This window comes from Pseudomarimonas arenosa (assembly GCF_014841215.1).
GTDB lineage: Bacteria > Pseudomonadota > Gammaproteobacteria > Xanthomonadales > Xanthomonadaceae > Pseudomarimonas > Pseudomarimonas arenosa.
Map to the genome: position 1 here is coordinate 21,112 of NZ_JACYTR010000019.1, position 19,045 is coordinate 40,156.

Consider the following 19,045-nt stretch of genomic DNA (forward strand, 5'->3'; position numbering starts at 1 on the left):
CATGGCCCGACCCAAGAAGACCGACAAAGCCCCCAAGGCCATCGCCAGCACCCAATCGCTCTCGGCCTTCGTCAAGAGCATCTGCGACGTGATGCGCCGCTCGAACTGCGCGAGTGCGCTGCAGTACGTGCCGGAGCTGACCTGGATCTTGTTCCTGCGCATCCTCGACGCGCAGGAGGTGCGCGACCAGGAGAAGGCCGAAGCCGTGGGCGCGACTTTCATGCCAGCACTGCGCGCGCCGTACCGCTGGCAGGACTGGGCGGCGCCCCCGCCGAAGAATGAATCCGACAAGCCCGGGCACCCGAAGACACCTGAGGGCAAGCCCTTCGGCTGGAAGCGGCAGGAACTGTTTGCGGCCGGCGACGGCAAGCTGTTCGACTTCATCAACAAGGAACTGCTGCCCCACCTGCACAGCCTGGACGTGGACCCGCGCACCAACCTGCCTATGCCCGGCGCCACGCCGAAGCAGCGCATCATCGGCCGCACGATGACAGCGGTGGAGCGCGTGCGTGTGGACTCCGAGACCAACCTACGCGACATCCTCGACAAGGTGCACGAGATCAGCGTCGACCACATCGACGACCAGCACTTCTTCACGCTGTCGCAGGTATACGAGGACCTGCTGCTGAAGATGGGCGAGAAGAACTCCGACGGTGGCCAGTTCTTTACCCCGCGCGAGGTGATCCGCGCGATGGTGCACACGGTGGACCCCCAGCTCGGGCAGACGGTGTACGACCCCTGCTGCGGCACCGGCGGTTTCCTCGCCATCGCTTACGAGCACATCAATCGCAAGCTGGGGACGCAGGCCCGCAGCACCGACATTGACGCGCTCAAGCACGATACCTTCTTCGGCCGCGAGAAGGAGAACCTGGTGTTCCCCATCGCGCTAGCCAACCTGGTGCTGCACGGCATCGACCAGCCCAACCTGTGGCACGGTAATTCGCTGACGCGGCGTGCCACCTACGGCGCGCTGTTCGACAAGGCCCCCAAGCTGTTCGACGTGATCCTGACCAACCCGCCCTTCGGCGGCAAAGAAGGCAAGGACGCGCAGAAGAACTTCGCGTTCGAGACCAGCGCCACGCAGGTGCTGTTCGTGCAGGACATCCTCGCCGAACTGGCGCCGGGCGGCACCTGCGCCATCGTGCTGGACGAGGGCCTGCTGTTCCGCACCAACGAGAGTGCCTTCGTTGAGACCAAGCGCAAGCTGGTGGACGAGTGCGAGCTGTGGGCCATCCTCAGCTTGCCGGGCGGCGTGTTCTCCACCGCCGGCGCGGGCGTCAAGACCAACCTGCTGTTCTTCACCAAAGGCCGCAAGACCGAGCGCATCTGGTACTACGACCTGTCGCAGGTAAAGGTGGGCAAGAAGACGCCGCTGACCCTGGCGCATTTCGGCTTCGCCCCGGATGGCTCGGTGCTGAACGATGCCGCGCTGCCCGCCGCGCTGGTCGCTGACTGGCAGGCCGATGAAGCCAACAAAGGCAAGCCCTTCCCGAGCTACGCCCGCCAGCTGGCGCGGCGCGGCACGCCGGAGGCCGACAGCCGCTGGTCCTGGACGGTCGACTTCGCCGCCCGCCGCGCCAAGGCGAGCGAGGAGATGCAGCCCCTGCTCGATGACGCCGCCAAGCTCAAGGCCGAGGTGGTGGACCTCAAGGAGCAGTTGAAGCGCCTGAAGAAGGAGAAGGCTGCCGATGACGTGCTGGAAGCGCACGATGCAAAGATCCGCGAGAAGGACAAAGCGGCGCGTGAACTTGAATCACAAGCTGCTGCCATCGATGCAGCGGTGTTCGATCTGAAAGCCGTCAATCCGAACACGGTAGCGACCGTGGACAAGCGAACGCCGGCGGAAATCATCGACAGCATCGAATCGCACGGTAGGTTGGTCAGCGATGCCTTGGCCCGGCTGCGAAATCTGTTGCGCGAGGCGGCGTGATTGTGACTGACCAGCCCATCCAAAACTCCCTGTTCGAGGAAGACTATCTTCTGCGCGAGCTCGGGCAAGTCGCGCATGTGCCGCAGGTTGCACTCACCGAGTTGGTCGCCAACGCATGGGACGCAGGGGCATCCAAGGTCGACCTGATTCTGCCCGATCACCTCGACGGAACTCTGACCGTGACCGACGACGGGCACGGTATGACACCGGAGCAATTCAAGAAGCGCTGGATGACGTTGCGCTATGACCGCCTCCGCCATCAGGGCGCTAACGTCGAGTTTCCGCGTGGTCGGAATGCGCGGCCACGTCGGTCATACGGCCGCAACGGCGTAGGACGACATGGCTTGTTGTGCTTCGCCGACGAGTACCAGGTGGAAACCTGGCGTGACGGTGTGTTAGCTACCTTTGTCGTCGGCACAGAGTCGGGGCCGAGCCCTTTTGTTCTGAGAAGCGAAACCCTCGGGCGATGCGAAGGAAGCGGTACGCGGCTCTCGGTCAGCGTGACGCGCAACCTACCCGATGCCTACGAAATCTTGACCGTACTGGCCGCTCGCTTCGTTCACGATCAAGAGTTCGAGATTCGCGTCAATGGCGCCCAGAGGTCTTTCAACGAGATTGAAGGCCGAGTCAGCGAGGAAACGTTGGTGCTAGGCCACGGCCGGACCGCCAAGGTAACCGTGATCGACTCGACCCACGTGAATCACTCGTCGGTGCACCAGGGTATCGCTTTCTGGGTGCAGGGACGACTGGTCGGCTCGCCATCTTGGACCATCGGGCAGGTCGCAAGCTTCGATGGACGAACACGTTTTGCGCGCCGCTACAAGGTCATCGTCGACACTCAAGGGTTCGAGTCCGACGTTGAGCAGGATTGGACGGCGTTTCGTGCAACGGAGGATGTTCGAGACCTGCATCGAGCGACCGCTGAGCATATCGGCAAAGTGGCGCAGGACCTCGCATCATTTGTTGTCGAGGCGGCATCCGAGGACGCGCTAACACAAAACCGAGCGGAGCTCGCCTCACTTGGGCAAGGCGCCCGGCTTGAAGTCGCCGAATTCACCAAGGTCGTCGCCCAAGAACACCCAACGATTTCGCCCGACTTTCTGGCTACCGCCGTCAAGGCCGTTATCAATCTGGAACGAACCAAGAGCGGCGCGGCGTTGCTGCAGAAGCTGTCTTCATTGCCGCCTGACGACGTCGACGGGCTCGATCGCCTACTCACCGAGTGGTCGATCAAGGACGCGCTTCGTGTTCTCGACGAGATCGACAGTCGAATCAGTGTGATTGAAACCATTCAGCGCTTGGCTGATGACCCGCACACCGACGAGCTTCATACGCTGCACCCACTGATTCTTCGCTCGCGATGGTTGTTTGGGCCTGAATTCGAGTCGCATGAATATTGTTCGAACGTCACGTTGAAGTCGGTGGCGCGCGAGCTTTTCAAGAGCACTGAAGCTCAGTTCATCAATGAACGACAGCGTCCCGACATTGTTGTGCTGCCTGACAAGACCACGTGGCAGATGACGGGCATCGAATCCTTCAATCCTGCAGATCCAACGCTCACGCAGATTCAGAACGTACTTGTTATTGAGCTCAAGAAGGGCGGATTCGAGCTAACGCGCAAGGAAGTGAACCAAGCTGACGGTTACGTGCAAGACATTGCTCAATCTGGTGCGATGTCAGGCGCGCCGCACGTTTGTGCTTGGGTAGTGGGGCAGACGATCGGGGCGGGCGTAGAGCGCGATAAACGGCTCGGCAATCCAGAATATGGTCGGGTCCGAGCTGCCACATTCGCCTGGTTGGTGGACACGGCAAACGCTCGACTGCTTCGACTGCGGACTGTGCTGGCAGACCGCTATGGCGGCGCAACTACAGACGGTCTACTCAATCGCGTCCTCTCCTCACATCCGCAGATGGACTTAACATATCGTCAGGGTGTTGCGAATGTCGGCATTAAATAGCGACTTCCGACCTTGGCTTGTTGACTTGGCTCAGATGACGGCCGAGGTGGTGCATGGCTAACCACTATGCCAGCCTGAATCCGGACAAAGCACTGATTTGGCGTATTGTCCATGCTGACAATCTCTCATGGATACTCGATAACGGCTTGCACTGTGGCAACGGCGGTGTGGTCGCGCCAGGGTGGGTGAGCATCGGGAATCCAGAGCTGATTGATAAGCGCGCCAACCACCCCGTGCCGGTGCCTCCCGGTGGCTGCCTTAATGATTATGTGCCCTTCTATTTCACCCCGTTCTCTCCGATGCTGCGCAACATCAACACCGGATGGGGCGGAGTTCAGAAGCGGCCCAACGACGAGATATTGATTCTTGTTTCAAGCTTGCGCCACGTTGCAGAGCAAGGGTGGCCGTTCCTATTTACGGACAGTCACGCCTATTACCTGTGGGCCAATTTCTACTCAGAACTGACAGATTTGGACAAAGTCGATTGGCCTCTGCTGCAGGCGCGGGATTTTCGACGTGATCCGGATGATCCCGCCAAGTTCGAGCGTTATCAGGCGGAGGCCTTGGTATATCGGCACTTGCCGATTAGTGGCCTGCTTGGCATTGTGTGCTACACCGATCAGGTAAAGCGCGCTGTTGAGGATCAGCTCGGGCGAAGAAACCTAAGCCTGCCTGTCCATGCTCGCGCCGGATGGTACTTCCGATGATTACATTCACCCAAGGCAATCTGCTGGAGGCCCGCGTCGAGGCGCTGGTCAATACCGTCAACACTGTCGGCGTGATGGGCAAGGGCATAGCGCTCATGTTCAAGGAGCGATTCGCTGAGAACTTTCGCCTCTACGCTGCAGCCTGCAAAGCCAACGAGGTGCAGGTTGGAAAAATGTTCATCACTCCTGTCAGTGAATTGGACGGCCCGCGGTGGATTGTTAATTTTCCGACCAAACAACATTGGCGTGGTGATTCCAAGATTGAATGGATCATTGAGGGTTTGCAGGATCTCCGGCAATTCGTGACGAGTAGTCAGATCAAGTCCATTGCCATTCCTCCACTGGGCGCGGGAAACGGCGGATTGGAATGGGCCGAAGTCAGAGCCCAGATCGAGGAAGTGCTTGCTGGCTTGGATAGCGAGATTCTCGTATTTGAGCCGACGCAAAAGTACCAAAACGTGGCCAAACGAGCGGGCGTAGAGAAGCTGACCCCGGCGCGCGCGCTAATCGCTGAAGTGGTGCGTCGATACTGGGTGCTCGGCATCGATTGCAGCATGCTGGAGATCCAGAAGCTGGCTTGGTTTCTGGAACGCAATATTGAGCGAATGGGGCTCCAGCCGCTTGATCTGCGCTTCGTGCCCCACAAGTATGGTCCCTACGCCGATCGGCTGCGCCATTTGTTGAACGGGCTGGATGGGAGCTACTTGCACTGCGACAAACGAGTAGGGGATGCCGATCCTCAAGACGTTATCTGGTTCGATGACGCGCGCAAGGCGGTGGTCCAGGCCTATCTCAAGAGCGAGGCAAAGGAATACGCTGCAGCATTGGAGGCCACTTCAACACTGATTGATGGCTTCGAGTCTCCTTTTGGTTTGGAGTTGCTTGCGACAGTGGATTGGCTATTAAAGGAGGGGGTATCACCGACCGTCTCTGCGGTCAGTTCGGGCTTGCGAGATTGGAGTGGTGATCCGGAGGCAGCGGAACGTAAGGTTAGGTTGTTCAACGAACGGGCGCTGAGCGTTGCGCTCAATCGCCTCGCGCCAAGCGCAACCGCTGCGGCAACTTGATTCGGGCGAGACGCGGTTGGTGGCGGTGCAGCAGCGGTACACAGCTCAGTTCGACCCGGTTCGGCCAACCTTCGCTAAGCTTCTGATTTCAAACTACTTTCGGCTTCCGCTCCCTTCGCTCACCTTCGCTTGTTTTTCAGTACCTTACTGATTTCCAAGCGAACTCATAATCCTTTGGTTCCAGGTTCGAATCCTGGTGGGCCCACCAATCCGCTGAGTCTCATGGCGCGGGTATTCGATGGCACGTGCAATACCGCTGCCGGGCGAGTTCAACACAGCAATCCTGCCAATGCCAAGCGGGTGGTCAACGCCGTGCACAGCACACAAAGCCCGAATCTTGCCGCTGATTCGCCCCAGCAGTCGACACGGTGCCCAGCCATCAACTGATTGACGGCGATGCAGGCTTGTGTAAACATACGCGGCTCTGTTGGCTATGTAGCTCAGCCGGTTAGAGCACGGCACTCATAATGCCGGGGTCGGTGGTTCGAGTCCACCCATAGCCACCAACAGATCCAGCTGCCTAAGCAGCCAGCCGCACAACCTCGCCTTGCGCGGGGTTTTGTGTTTTTGGCGTCAGCGCATGGTCGTCTGATCCGCGTTTCGAGGCGTTGCACGAGATGGCGAACTCCGGGCTAGCTAGCCCAACGCCGTGCCCGGCTCTTTTTCCAGCCTGGCAAAAGAAAGTACCAGCCACTTGCTTCCGCCCTGATCGAAGTTGACCTGTACCCGCGTATGCGCGCCTTCGCCCTCGGCGCCGATGATGGTGCCGCTGCCAAAATTCATGTGTCGGACACGATCGCCGAGCTGCCAGAAGCCACCGATCTTATTGCTGACCATCGCTTTGAATCGAGAGGCCGGTGCACTGTATTGAGGGCGCTCAACCTGCGGTTTTGCGCGCACGGCAATGTAGAGATCGCCGGGTATTTCGCTCAGAAACCGCGAGGGTAGATTGAAGGTGTCGCTGCCATGAAGTCGTCGACATTCGGCATAGCTGAGCACCAGACGTTGTTCGGCACGCGTGATGCCGACATAGGCCAGGCGTCGCTCTTCAGCGAGTCGTTCGTCGTTCTCAACGCTGCGATGACTGGGAAACAGGCCTTCCTCCAGGCCAGTGACAAACACCTGCGGAAATTCCAGTCCCTTGGCCGAGTGCAGGGTCATCAACTGTACGCAATCCTCATGCGCCTCAGCCTGAGATTCGCCCGCCTCAAGCGCTGCATAGCTCAGGAATGCCAACAGCTCGGGTAGCTCCACCTCATCGACCGGCATGACGAATCGGCTGGCCACGGTTACCAGCTCGTTGAGATTGTCCTCCCGTGCTTCCAGGGTGCCGCGAGACTCCGCTGAGTAGTGCGCAAGCAATCCGCTTTGCTTGAGCACCAGGTCAATCTGCTCCGCCAGCAGCTTGTCAGAGACGGCGCCGGCGATCGACTCGATCAACTCACAGAAACCATGAACTGCGCTACGCGCCCGGCCGCTAAGTCCGCCTGCCTGCAGTAGCGAAAGGCAGGCCTCCCAGAGTGAAACACCATGCTGGAAAGCGGCGCTGCGAATCAACTCCAAGGTGCGCGAGCCAATGCCGCGCGAAGGCGTATTGACCGCGCGCTCAAACGCAGGGTCGTCGTGGCGATTGGTGATCAGTCGCAGATAGGCCAGGGCATCCTTGATCTCGGCTCGCTCGAAAAAGCGCAGCCCGCCATGGATTCGATACGGCAGGCCGACCGCAATCAAAGCCTCTTCCAGCGCTCGGGACTGAGCGTTGGAGCGATACAGCACGGCGCAGTCACTGGCCGCGCCGCCGGCCTCGATCCAGGCGCGGATGCGCTCGGCGACAAACCGTGCCTCGTCGATTTCATTGTAGGCGGCAAACAGCAGGATCGGTTCGCCATCGCCACTTTCAGTCCAGAGGTTCTTGCCCAGCCTTCCATCGTTACGCGCGATCACCGCATTGGCAGCGCGCAAGATGGTCCCGGTTGAGCGGTAGTTCTGCTCCAGTCGATGCTGCTGCGCGCCGGGGTAATCGCGCAAGAAGCGATGTACATTTTCAACCTTGGCGCCGCGCCAACCGTAGATGGCCTGATCGTCATCGCCGACGGCCAGGCAATGCCCACGCGTCCCGGTCAGTAGCTGCACGAAGGCATACTGAATGGCATTGGTATCCTGAAACTCATCAACCAGAATTTCGCGAAAGCGTTGTTGATAGTGCTCGAGGAGGGCCGGATGCTCGCGCAGCAGCTCATGTGCGCGCAACAGTAACTCGGCAAAGTCGACCAGTCCGCCGCGTTGGCAGGCCGCCTCGTAGTCGCTGTAGATATCGATCCAGCGCCTGTCCTGTGCGTCCCGGGCCTGCAGGTGGCGGGCACGGCGGCCCTCGTCCTTCTGCTGGTTGATGTACCAGCAGAGCTGGCGCGGCGGATACAGTTTGTCGTCGAGCTGCAGGTTGTTGATGGCCTGCTTGACCAGGCGCAGCTGATCATCGCTATCGATGATCTGGAAACCTTCCGGAAGTCCAGCGTCGCGCCAATGCAGCCGCAGCAAGCGATGGGCGACACTGTGAAAGGTGCCGATCCACATGCCTCGGTGCTCGTGTCCGCTTAATTGGCCGATTCGCCCGCGCATTTCGGCGGCCGCCTTGTTGGTAAAGGTGACGGCGAGAATGCTGTGTGGAGGCACCTGTTCGACTGCCATCAACCAGCCGATCCGGTGCACCAGCACGCGAGTCTTGCCCGAACCTGCACCGGCAAGAATCAGGTGATGTCCTAGCGGCGCACAAACCGCTTCGCGCTGGGCGTCGTTCAGCCCATCAAGCAACAGCGAGGAATCCATCCGCCCAGTCTAGCGACGATGCCGCCTTAGCGCAGTTCCAATCAGTGTGCCGCCTGGGCTTTTGCTTTGCCGTTGCCCGACTGATGCATCACTCGATCGGTCCAGGCGATACCCAGTGCCGAGAGGATAAAGGCGCTGTGGATGATGGTTTGCCAAAGAACGCCTGCTTCGCTCAAATGGCTGCAGGCTGCTTTGACGTTAGCCAAATTGGCCGCAGCGTCGGCTGCGCGCATGATCTCGTGTATCGCCGCGGTGGCCTGGTATGCCTCCAAGCTGCCGCACACCGGTAGTGCGCCGATCGAACCGGCGGCGATGAAGGTCTTCAGCAGATGGATCGAGGATATACCGATAATGGCGGTGGCCAGCTTGACCTTCAGTACGCCGGCATTGACGTGACTCAGCCACTCAGGCTGGTCAGGATGGCCTTGCAGTCGTAGCCGCGAGACAAAGGTCTCATAGCCGCCAACGATTACCATCACCAGCAGATTGCTGATCATCACCACGTCGATCAGGCCCAGCACGATCAGCATGATCTGTTGCTCGCCCAGCGCCAGCCCGTCGGTGATCAGGTGCCAGAGCTCCTTGACGAACAGCACTACATACACGGCCTGGGCCAGAATCAAGCCGAGATACAGGGGCAGCTGCATCCAGCGCGAGCCGAAAATAAGGTCGGCCAGAATGCCTCGGCGGGCGTTGTCTTGAGTTTGCAGGCTCATGGGGCTTTCAAGCAGATTTGAACAGCAGGGCGCGAAGGTTAGACTGCCGCCGCTTCCGTGCCAAGGGGCGCGCTGCGCTTCAACACCGCGTCGATCTCGTGTACGGTCCGCTCCACCGCGCCGCGTGCCCCGGCCACGCTGCTGCTGGCGGCCTCGCCCATGCGCTGGCGCAGGTTCTGGTCGGCAAACAGGGTCTGTACTTCCTGCGCCAGTTGCTCGGCATTGGCAACCCGAAGCGCGGCGCCGCGATCGAGCAGCAAATCAGTCACTTCAGTGAAATTGAAGGTGTGCGGCCCGACCAGCACGGGTACACCGAGAGCGGCCGGCTCCAATACGTTGTGGCCGCCAATCGGGTCGAAGCTTCCGGCGACGAAGGCGACATCGGCGCAGGCCAAGAAGGGCACCAACTCGCCCAATGTGTCGATGATGAAGCACTGAGTATGCGCACTGGGCATGCGCTGTTCGCTGCGGGTGGCGGTGTTGAAACCATGGCCGCGACACAGCTGCGACATCGGCTTGAAACGCTCGGGATGGCGCGGCGCGACCAGCAAGAGGGCATCAGGAAAGCGACGCAGGATGCGCGCATGAGCATCCACCACCGGCCATTCCTCGCCTTCGTGGGTACTAGCCGCAATCCACACCGGGCGGCGTTCACCCCAGTGCTTGCGGCGTTCAGCGGCCTGGCCAGTGATCTCTGCCGGTACCCGCATGTCGAACTTCAGGTTGCCGACGATCTGCAGCTGCTGCGGGCGCACGCCCAGCGACAGAAAGCGCTCGGCATCGCCCTGTGACTGAGCGGCCACGATCTCGACACATTGCGCCGCCCAGCGAGCCAGGGGGCGCACCGGCCCGTAGCCGCGCAGGGATTTTTCCGACAGCCGTGCATTGGCCAACACGATGGGGATATTGCGTCGATCGCACTCGAAATACAGATTGGGCCAGATCTCGGTTTCCATCACCACAGCGATGCTGGGTCGAATCCGTCGCAAGAAGCGCTTGACGGCTGCCGGCAGATCGTAGGGCAGATAGACATGAAAAACCTGATCCTTCCACAGTTGCCGCACCCGATCGGAGCCGGTCGGAGTGACCGTGGTGACCACCATGGGGCGGTTGGCGTAGCGAATGCGCAGCGCATCGATCAGCGGTGCTGCGGCGTTGACCTCGCCAACCGACACCGCGTGCACCCAGATGGCATGGTCGAATCCCGGAGGTGGAAAAAAGCCGAAGCGCTCCAGCCAGCGCGAAAAGTAGCCGCGCAGACGCAAGCCGCGCGCCGCCAGGCGATACAGGATGACCGGCGTTACCAGGTACATGGTGAGGGTGTAAAGCGCGCGCATGAATCGGCGGCGCCAGGAGCGAGAGCGCATCTGCGAAGGATACCGGAAGGCGTGTTCACTGGCGTGCTCGGCCGAATCTCACGACGGTAGCCAGCACAGACCCGCGGCGGGCAAGCAGCTACACTTGCCGGCCATGCCGACGCTTAGTTCACCACCCCCGACCCGGCTGGCCGATTGGCCGGTGCGCTGCGCCATCCTCATCGGCAAGGGGCTGGCCCGACTGCCTTGGTCGTGGCAGCTGCGCCTCGGGCGCGTACTCGGATTCTTGCTCGCTGGCCTGCTGCCGTCTCGCCGCCGGGCGGCGCAACGCAACATCGAGTTGTGCTTTCCTGATCTCAGCGCCGCCGAGCGCAAGCGGCGGGTGCGCGACAGCTTCGCCGCACTGGGCGTTGGGGTATTTGAGTTTCTGCGCGCGTGGTGGGGTGATATCGACCGGTTGCGCGCGGTGACCCGTATCGAGGGCTTGCCGGTGCTGCAGGCGCTGATCGCCGAAAAGCGCGGAATCTTGCTGATCTCGGGTCATTTCCTCACCCTGGAGCTGTGCGGACGATTGCTCTGCGATCACGCCCCACTGGCGGGCATGTATCGTGCCCATGACCAGCGCTGGATGGAGTTCGAAGTGCTGAGGGGACGCCTGCGCTATGCGGCCGCCATGTTTACTCGCGATGAGCTGCGCGGCGCGATTCGTCATCTCAAGCACGGCGGCATCCTGTGGTACGCACCGGATCAGGACATGCGTGGCAAGGACACGGTGTTCGCGCCGTTCTTCGGCATTCCGGCGGCCAGCATTACCGCCACCCATCAGTTGGCGCGCTTGACCGGCGCGGCGGTGGTGCCGTTCTTTCATCGCCGCGAAGGTGACCGCTATGTGCTGCGGGTCGAGCCGCCGTTGCCGGACTTCCCCAGCGATGACGCTACCGCCGACACGGCCAGGGTTAATGCCTGCATCGAGGCCATGGTGCGCGAAGCGCCTGAGCAATATTTGTGGGTGCACAAGCGCTTCAAGCGTCGACCGGCCGGCGAGTCTAGTCTGTATTAGCGGAGCGGCTAATCGATGGGCTGCTCGTGCCGACGACGTAGTCGCTGTGAATCGCCTGCGCGCCAGCAAATTTACCGGACGCGCGGGACTTGGAGTTGAACAGGATGTTCAAGCTTCAAGTGGCCGAATCAAGAAGGATTCGGCAGTTGCCTGCGGCTCTGTCCGGCCCAGCTCGCCAGCCAGCCGGCCGCCAGCACCAACAGCAGGCCGCCCCATTCGCTGGCATACACTGCATAGTGTGTGTTAAGTGGAAACAGCATGGCGATCAGCGCCGTTGCCCAGGCGCTGCGGTAGCTGCTCCGCGCCAGCGCGCACTGCCGTGACTGCCGCAGCAGCAGCCCGATAGCCACCAGCCATAGCAGCAGCCCCAGCAGACCGGTTTCTGACAGCAACTCAAGCACGATGTTATGGGCGTGGGCGGCGCCCTTGCCGGCAGCGAAGTCGACCCAGGGATCACCCGGCGATGCGAAGTCGGCGTAGACATCGCGGTAGGCGCGCACGCCGACACCATTGATCGGGTGCGCCACGGCCATGCGCGCCGCGTTCTCCCAGATCGGCAAGCGAAACGCCAGGGCATGATCCAGCCCTTCGCGATCGGCGCTCAACACGGCCAGGCTGCGGTCGATCCGCGAGGCGAAGCTGGTTGAGGTCTGATAGGCCAGGGTGCCGAGCAGTAGCCCGGCAGCCAGCATACCGAGCAGGGCTTGTGCGCTGCGTCGCGCGCCCAGCTCAACATAACAAAGGCTTCCGACAACGACCGCCAGCATGATCCAGGCCGAGCGGGTGCCGGCCAATAACACGGCAGTGCCGACCAGGGTCAGGGCGGCCAGCGCCCAGCCAGGATGGCGTCGCCAGGCGGAGACCAGCAGGAAGGGGCAAAGCGCCACCAGCATCGGGCCCAGCTTGAGGTCCTCCGCGCCGAAGATGCCGCTGAGTCGGTCCTGACTGCTCTGCCCGCCCAGGCTGAGGCCGGTGCTGGCCTGTAGCAGGGCATCGCCGCCCCATAACAGAACGATCCATCCCAGTCCTTGCGCGCAGCGCTCGGCGCGCTGCCCCTGACTGAGCTCGAGGGTGAAGTACAGCAGCATCGGCAGGTAGCGCAGATCAACCGCGACCTCGAGCCAGCTACGCTGAGCTGATAGCGAATCAACGGCCGACAGCAACTCGGGCAGCCAGTAACCGAGAAACAGCAGCAAGGTCATGGCTGCGGGGCGGCTGCGCAGGCGACCCGGTGTGCGCAGACAGATCATCAGTCCGAGAAGTGCGGCCAATGCCATCGGCAACTCGGCAATCCGGCCGAACGGCAGCACGGCGACCGCAGCCCAGAGCAGCCAGACCGGCAGCGCGTTCACCCGCCGCTCTCCGGCAGAAACGGGCAGCACAGGGTCTGGTACAACTGCAGCGTGGCGAGCTGCATGGCCTGTTTGCTGGGCGCCTCGATCGGGCTCAGCTTGGGCGGAAAGCGCATCATCTCAATCGCCCGCACCGCCAGATGGCTTGGTTGTTCAATCGGCACTGCGCCCTGCGGAAAGTAGCGACGCAGTGATTCGCCGACGCCGCCGTGATCAAAGCCAAGCACCGGGCGACCCAGGCTAAGCGCTTCGACCACCGTGCGGCCAAACGCCTCGGGCTTGTTGGAGAGCTGCAGTACCAGGCGGCTGATCGACATCACCTCGCGGATATCGTGGCGTGGTGCGGAAATCGCCAGAGCCTCGGCCACCCCCAGCCGACGCGCTTGCTCGCGCAACTCTTCCAGGTAGGCAGAGCGCCCGTGCTCGTCGGCGCCGAGCAGCAACAGGCGGGCGTCACAGCCAGCAGCATGCAGCCGAGCCAGCAATTCGATGGCGTCGGCGTGGCCCTTCAGTCGCGTGCCGCGACCCGGCAGACACATCATCGGGCCGCCCAACAGTTGCGGAAACTCGGCGAAGAAGGCTTGCTTCCAGCCCTCATCCGCCACATAGCCGAATGGAAACGCGTTGCTATCAACGCCGCGAGGAATGGTGATCAGTCGACTCGAGTCGATCGCGGGATAGTGCTTCTGAAGATACTCACGCACCGTGTCCGACACGCAGATTACGCGCTCGCCGCGGGTCATGATGGCGCTGTAGTGCCCAGGTGAGTTCAGGCCGTGCACGGTGGTGATGAAATGTGGGCGCCTGCCGCGCAGGCCGTTCAGTGCCCACCAGGCGATCCAGGCCGGCAAGCGCGAACGCGCATGCACGATGTCCGGCTGCAGCTGTTCGATCAGGCGCCGCAGACTGACGATATGGCGCAGCGTCCAAGGCGACTTGCGGCCGATGTCCAGCGCGATGTGGGTGCTGCCCGTGGCCAGCAGAGGTTCCACCAGGCGGCCGCCGGCCGAAGCAACAAACGAAGCGCAACCGTGCTCGGCGAGCGCCTCGGCAATCTCCAGTGTCGATTTCTCAACTCCGCCCGATTCCAGCGCCGGCAGTAGTTGCAGGACGCGCAGTGCAGCCACCGCCAGCGTCAGTCGGTCAGCTCAAAGCGCGCGCCGCAGTAGGGGCAGGTCGCCTTGCCGCTGGTCTCGATCGGCAGGTACACCTTTGGGTGAGAGTTCCACAGGGCCATGTCTGGCATTGGACAGGACAGCGGCAAGTCGCTACGGCCGATCCGGTAGATGGTCTCAGCGTTGGCGGGGCGCAAGTCGGCGGATGCGGTGGTCATGCAGGCGGTCTAGCTTCAAGAGCAGGCGCAAGTTTACACCGAGCTCAGCGGTGGGTTGTGGATTCGCCCGCACATGGCCAGCGCAGCGGGCGCCCGAGCGCTGTCGGGCGCCGCGTCATTCAACTACGCCTTCGGCACGGTGGCCTCGACGGTGATCTCGATCTTGACCTCGTCGCTGACATTGGGGGCGTACTTGCCGACCCCGAGCTCAGTGCGCTTGAGCTCGGTGCTGGCATCGAACCCGATCGCCGGGCGACCGCTCATCGGGTGGTTTTTCAGCGCATTGAGCTGCACATTGAGCACCACCTGCTGCTCGACATCACGCAGCTTCAGCGTGCCGGTTACCTTCAGTTGGTTGTCGCCAACCGCCTCCACCTTGCTGCTGGCGAACTCTGCGTTGGGAAACTTGGCGGTATCGAAGAAGTCCGCTGAGCCCAGATGCTGGTCAAGATCGGCCACGCCGGTGTTGACCTTGGCGAGCGGAATGCTGGCCTTGACAGAGGCCGCGCTGGGGTCAGCCGGATCGTAGCTGACTTCACCACTGACGCCGGTAAACAGGCCGACGATGGTCGACAGGCCAAAGTGGCTGTATTGAAACCGCACCTGGGTGTGGTTGGGGTCGATCTGGTAGGTCTCGGCCTGCGCAGTAAACGCCAGTCCAAGACTGAGGGCGGCAAACAGGGCTTTCATTTTCATCGTTTGGGTTCTCCAGGCAGGGCAGACGCAGGTGTCGGAGTGTCGGCACCTTGGCAAGGTTCCGTGGGTGGGCCATCACCGGTGCGCGAAGGCGTGCCGAGATGGTTTGCATGTGATACTGGGCGCAGTGTGACTGAATATGGGCTCCGAGACCAAGGCGATGGATGCAACGCAGCGTTGCGCCTCTAACGCGCGGCCAAAGGCTGTGGAACGGTCCGCATGACAGCCTCTGAGCGGCGCCTGCTGCTGTCGGTGTCAGACCCCAGTCGCGGCAATCAGCGTCAGGCCGATGCCTTGGCCGAAGCCCTGGCCGAGCGTCTGCGTGCAGGTTGGTCGCATTACACGCTGCGCCCGCGGCTGCCTTGGAAATGGTTGGCGCCGCGCTGGCTGTGGGGCAGCGCGGCCGGGTTTGACCCCGCGTTCGCTGAGCGTCTAGATGCACTGCGTCCGTGCCTGGTGATCGGCTGCGGTCGACAGGCTGCTCTGGCCACGCGTATAGCGAAACGGCGAGTTCAGGCACGGACGGTGCAGATTCTGGATCCGCGTCTCTCCTGCGATGAGTGGGACCTGCGTGTTCAGCCGAACCATGATCCCCATCGTGACAGTCGCACCCTGGTGACCCGGGGAAGTCTGCATCCGGTAAACCTGAGTTGGCTAGGCGCTCAACGCCAGGCTCACCCCGAATGGGGCAGTCGAGACGCACCGCGGCAGCTGATCCTGCTTGGCGGGCCGACCCGGCTGTGTCGCTACGGCGTGGACGAGGCGGGGTCATGGCTGCGGCAACTGGCGGACACGCCGGTCGGTAGTCGCTGGGTCATCGGCTCGGGGCGTACGCCGACCTGGCTGCGAGAGGTCTTTCGGGCCTTGCCCAGTGACTTGCAGTGGTGGACTGCCGATGACGGTGACAACCCCTACGGTCCGGCCCTGGCCTGGGCGGATCAGATCTGGGTCAGCCCCGACTCGGTCAACATGATCAGCGAGGCGGCTGCGACGCAGGCCGAACTGCTGACCCTGCCCGTGCCGCGCCTTGAAGGCAGGTTGGCCGCCTTCCACCAGGTGTTGCGCGCCTCCGCGCGCGTCAGCCAGGGCTTGCCGCGCGGTGATCAGCATAGCCTGGTGGTCGAGCCCTGGCACGATCTGGACGAGGTCGTCGAGCAGGTGCTGCAGCGGCTGTTTCCGCCGTCAGTGGCCAGCCGGCCAACATAGCCAAAGGTTATTTCCGCGCCATACGGCGAGGGCAGAACATGGGGCCCTCGAAGATTGGATGCGGCATCGATGGGCGTGGGCGAGGAGTTCTGGCTGTTCGTGCTGGTCGGTCTGGCCGCGCAACTGGTCGACGGCGCGCTGGGCATGGCCTATGGCGTCACCTGCACCGGTCTGCTGCTGGCCATGGGGGCACCGCCGGCGCTGGCTTCGGCCGCGGTGCATAGCGCCGAGGTCGGCACCACGGCGGTCTCTGGCCTGAGTCACGCCGCCCTCGGCAATGTCAGCAAGCGCTTGTTTCTTAACCTGCTGTTGCCTGGCGTGTTGGGGGCCGCGATCGGCGCGCTGGTAATCGGCAATATCGACGGCCATGCGCTGAAGCCCTGGGTGGCCGGCTACCTTGCCCTGGTCGGCAGCGTAGTGCTGTACCGCACCTTTCGACCGCGTCCGGTTACGCCACTATCGGCCGACAGCCTGTCCAATTCGCGAGTGGCGCCGCAGGGCTTGATTGCCGGCTTCCTCGACGCCGTTGGCGGCGGCGGCTGGGGTTCGATCAATGTCACCACCCTGTTGGCCCGTGGCGTGCCACCGCGCTTCGCCATTGGCAGCGTCAATGCAGCCGAATTCTTTGTCAGCCTGACCGTCGCCAGCCTGCTCTGGCCGGTGGTCGGTACACAGGTGCTGCCGATCGTCGGTGGATTGTTGCTGGGCGGCGTCCTTGCCGCACCGGTAGCGGCCTGGGCGGCGCGCAAGGTGCCGCCACGGCTAGCCTCGGGCTTATCGGCCAGCTTGGTGCTGGCCTTGTCGGTGACCACCCTGGGCACGCTGTTGATCTGACCCGGTATTCGATGTGCTGCTGTCATCCACCGGTCATCGGTGGGTCACGGCGCAGTCACTGGCGTGGCCTAGCGTCTCGAATCCGTGCATTCGAGGGCGACCGGATGGCCGCGTGGCGTGAACGACTGGATCAGCGAGTGTTCAATGCGCTGACCCGAAACAGTCTGATCTACAACGCCTGCTGGGAGGACCCCGCAGTCGATCGACGCATCTTGGGGCTAAGTGATCAGGACGAGGTGCTGGTGATCACCAGCGGCGGCTGCAACGCGCTGGACTATGCCTTGGCCGGCGCACGGCGCATTCATGCAGTGGATATGAATCCGGCGCAGAACGCCCTGCTGGAGCTGAAACTGACTGCCTTGCGCCGCCTTGAGTTCGAGGACCTCTGGTTGTTGTTCGGGGCCGGTCATCATCGCAAGGCCGGGCGCGTCTACAGGCAGGCCCTGCGTGGCGATTTGAGTGACCCCGCCCGGCACTACTGGGACCAACGTATCCGCTGGTTCAGTTCGCCGCGCGGCAGCTTCTACTTTCATGGGCTTTCCGGCTTTGCCGCCTTCGGTGCCCGACGCTACTTCCGATTTCGTCCAGCCTTGCGCTGTGCCATTGATGCCATGTTTGCCGCTGAGAATCTGCAAGAGCAAGCGGCGATCTATCAGCACGAGGTGGCGCCGCGGCTGTGGAACGGACCGGTCAACCGGTTGTTGAGCTCGCAGTGGGTAATGAATCTGTTGGGCGTACCGCAGGCGCAGCGCAAGTTGGTCGAATTGCAGCATGGCGGCAAGGTGGCCGGCTTCATTCAGCACGCTGTGCAGTACGTCGCCTGTCAGCTGAGTCTGCGCGACAACTATTTCTGGCGGGTGTATTTCCATGGCAGTTACACGCCCGAGTGCTGTCCGGAATACCTGAAACCACTCAATGCCGAGCGGCTCAAGCAGGGGCTGTGGGAACGGGTGCAATGGCACACCGACACGGTGACCGGCTTCCTCAGCACTCACCGCGGCAGCATCTCGCGATTCGTCCTGCTCGATCATATGGACTGGATGGGCCTGCATCACCCACAAGCCTTGCAGGAAGAATGGGAATGGATCGTGCGTCGATCGACTCCAGGGGCACGTATTCTCTTGCGCAGTGCACAGGCCTGTCCGGGCTATCTGGAGCGTGTGGTGGTTGGCCCGGAACAACGTCGGTTGCGCGACCTGTTGGCGTTTCCTGAGCACGGCATTGACGACTGGCAGTCCAGCGATCGCGTGCACACCTATGCCGGACTGGTGATCGCCGATGCGCCTGCTTGAACAGGTGGCGTGCTGATCTCGATGTGCTGCGCGCCATGCTGCGCGGCATGCCGAACAGCGGGCCGCAGCAGCGCCGCCTGGAACACTTCTACAGCAAGCAAGCCGCTGACTATGATCGCTTTCGACAACGGCTCTTGCCTGGTCGTTCTGAGCTGATCGCTTCACTGCCGATTGCGCTTGGGGCAAGAGTCGTCGAGTTGGGCGCTGGCACCGGTAGCAATGTCGGTCTGTTCAGTCCGATGCAGCAGCGCGAATGTCAGTTCGAATTGATCGACCTGTGCCGGCCATTGCTGGCTGAGGCGCGCCGCGCCCATGCGGACAAGCCCAATGTCAGGCTGATTGAAGGCGACGCGGTGACCTGGCAGCCCGATCAACCGGTCGATCTGGTGCTGATGTCGTACTCACTGAGCATGATGCCGGCGCCGGACTTGGTAGTCGCCAATGCCATGCGCATGCTGCGTCCTGGCGGTCTGCTGGCGGTGGTTGATTTCTATCTGTCGAGTGCCAAGGCCGAGCCGGGTCGCGCCCAGCACTCGCTGGCCGAACGTCTGTTCTGGTCGCGCTGGTTTGCCCACGACGGTGTAGTGCTAGGCGCCGAGCGACTGGCGCTGGTGCAAGACGCGTGTCGCGAGAGTGTGCTCAGTGAGCGCCGTCATCGCTTGCCGTATCTGCCACTGTTGCGCGTGCCGTATTTTCTGTTTCGCGGTCAGGCCTGAATCAACGGTGTGGCGTGCCACGATGAGGCTTCTGAA

At 62.2% G+C, this 19,045-nt stretch carries 16 protein-coding genes and 1 tRNA gene; 10 read left to right on the forward strand and 7 right to left on the reverse strand.

Translation table 11 applies throughout. The annotated features are described in order from the left end of the window. Position 1: 1 nt before the first annotated feature. The 5 genes from IFO71_RS10850 (at position 2) to IFO71_RS10870 (ending at position 6,168) form a co-directional block, all read left to right on the forward strand. Positions 2-1,930 carry an N-6 DNA methylase gene (locus IFO71_RS10850; protein WP_192029656.1) on the forward strand — a complete coding sequence of 643 codons (1,929 nt, stop codon included), beginning with the start codon at positions 2-4 and terminating at the stop codon, positions 1,928-1,930. Then, positions 1,927-3,888: an ATP-binding protein gene (locus tag IFO71_RS10855; RefSeq protein WP_332309362.1), complete on the forward strand. Its 1,962-nt coding sequence runs from the start codon at positions 1,927-1,929 to the stop codon at positions 3,886-3,888. Before IFO71_RS10850 ends, IFO71_RS10855 begins: the two co-directional genes overlap by 4 nt. Before the next feature lie 53 nt (positions 3,889-3,941). Continuing rightward, positions 3,942-4,595, forward strand: a complete 654-nt coding sequence (gene darT / locus IFO71_RS10860; protein WP_192029657.1) for a type II toxin-antitoxin system toxin DNA ADP-ribosyl transferase DarT — start codon at positions 3,942-3,944, stop codon at positions 4,593-4,595. Beyond that, positions 4,592-5,662, forward strand: a complete 1,071-nt coding sequence (darG, locus tag IFO71_RS10865) for a type II toxin-antitoxin system antitoxin DNA ADP-ribosyl glycohydrolase DarG (RefSeq protein WP_192029658.1) — start codon at positions 4,592-4,594, stop codon at positions 5,660-5,662. The genes darT and darG overlap by 4 nt, the downstream gene beginning before the upstream one ends. A gap of 429 nt (positions 5,663-6,091) precedes the next feature. Further along, positions 6,092-6,168 (forward strand) — tRNA-Met (locus tag IFO71_RS10870). Between the two features lie 130 nt (positions 6,169-6,298). On the opposite strand, the gene uvrD is transcribed toward IFO71_RS10870, so the two are convergent. The 3 genes from uvrD to waaA are packed head-to-tail and all read right to left on the reverse strand — an operon-like array spanning position 6,299 to position 10,541. Continuing rightward, the gene (gene uvrD, locus IFO71_RS10875) at positions 6,299-8,488 is read right to left on the reverse strand and encodes a DNA helicase II (protein WP_192029659.1); all 2,190 of its coding nucleotides are present in this window, start codon (positions 8,486-8,488) and stop codon (positions 6,299-6,301) included. Between the two features lie 41 nt (positions 8,489-8,529). Further along, entirely contained in the window at positions 8,530-9,204 is a 675-nt protein-coding gene (locus tag IFO71_RS10880) for a TIGR00645 family protein (RefSeq protein WP_192029660.1), read from the reverse strand. A 38-nt stretch (positions 9,205-9,242) separates the two neighbouring features. Next, on the reverse strand, positions 9,243-10,541 hold the full coding sequence (gene waaA, locus IFO71_RS10885; RefSeq protein WP_192029661.1) for a lipid IV(A) 3-deoxy-D-manno-octulosonic acid transferase: 1,299 nt from the start codon (positions 10,539-10,541) through the stop codon (positions 9,243-9,245). Positions 10,542-10,674: 133 nt separating this feature from the next. Between waaA and lpxL the strand changes: the two genes are divergently transcribed. Further along, positions 10,675-11,580 carry an LpxL/LpxP family Kdo(2)-lipid IV(A) lauroyl/palmitoleoyl acyltransferase gene (lpxL, locus tag IFO71_RS10890; RefSeq protein ID WP_192029693.1) on the forward strand — a complete coding sequence of 302 codons (906 nt, stop codon included), beginning with the start codon at positions 10,675-10,677 and terminating at the stop codon, positions 11,578-11,580. 128 nt (positions 11,581-11,708) lie between these two features. Here lpxL and IFO71_RS10895 read toward each other — a convergent pair whose 3' ends face one another. The 4 genes from IFO71_RS10895 to IFO71_RS10910 form a co-directional block, all read right to left on the reverse strand. Further along, the gene (locus IFO71_RS10895) at positions 11,709-12,932 is read right to left on the reverse strand and encodes an O-antigen ligase family protein (RefSeq protein ID WP_192029662.1); all 1,224 of its coding nucleotides are present in this window, start codon (positions 12,930-12,932) and stop codon (positions 11,709-11,711) included. Further along, positions 12,929-14,059: a glycosyltransferase gene (locus tag IFO71_RS10900; protein ID WP_192029663.1), complete on the reverse strand. Its 1,131-nt coding sequence runs from the start codon at positions 14,057-14,059 to the stop codon at positions 12,929-12,931. The genes IFO71_RS10895 and IFO71_RS10900 overlap by 4 nt, the downstream gene beginning before the upstream one ends. 8 nt (positions 14,060-14,067) lie before the next feature. Beyond that, positions 14,068-14,265, reverse strand: a complete 198-nt coding sequence (locus tag IFO71_RS10905; protein ID WP_192029664.1) for a zinc-finger domain-containing protein — start codon at positions 14,263-14,265, stop codon at positions 14,068-14,070. 123 nt (positions 14,266-14,388) lie between these two features. Further along, a complete protein-coding gene (locus tag IFO71_RS10910; RefSeq protein ID WP_225444550.1) occupies positions 14,389-14,961 on the reverse strand; it encodes a YceI family protein in 573 nt (190 codons plus the stop codon). Between the two features lie 219 nt (positions 14,962-15,180). On the opposite strand from IFO71_RS10910, the gene IFO71_RS10915 reads away from it, so the two are divergent. The 4 genes from IFO71_RS10915 (at position 15,181) to IFO71_RS10930 (ending at position 19,009) form a co-directional block, all read left to right on the forward strand. Next, positions 15,181-16,167 carry a mitochondrial fission ELM1 family protein gene (locus IFO71_RS10915; protein ID WP_192029665.1) on the forward strand — a complete coding sequence of 329 codons (987 nt, stop codon included), beginning with the start codon at positions 15,181-15,183 and terminating at the stop codon, positions 16,165-16,167. Positions 16,168-16,236: 69 nt separating this feature from the next. Continuing rightward, positions 16,237-17,001 (forward strand): sulfite exporter TauE/SafE family protein, encoded by a 765-nt coding sequence (locus IFO71_RS10920; RefSeq protein WP_225444551.1) that lies wholly within the window; start codon positions 16,237-16,239, stop codon positions 16,999-17,001. Between the two features lie 104 nt (positions 17,002-17,105). Beyond that, the gene (locus IFO71_RS10925) at positions 17,106-18,293 is read left to right on the forward strand and encodes a BtaA family protein (protein WP_192029666.1); all 1,188 of its coding nucleotides are present in this window, start codon (positions 17,106-17,108) and stop codon (positions 18,291-18,293) included. Beyond that, positions 18,290-19,009, forward strand: a complete 720-nt coding sequence (locus IFO71_RS10930; RefSeq protein WP_225444552.1) for a class I SAM-dependent methyltransferase — start codon at positions 18,290-18,292, stop codon at positions 19,007-19,009. Before IFO71_RS10925 ends, IFO71_RS10930 begins: the two co-directional genes overlap by 4 nt. The last annotated feature ends 36 nt before the right edge of the window (positions 19,010-19,045 follow it).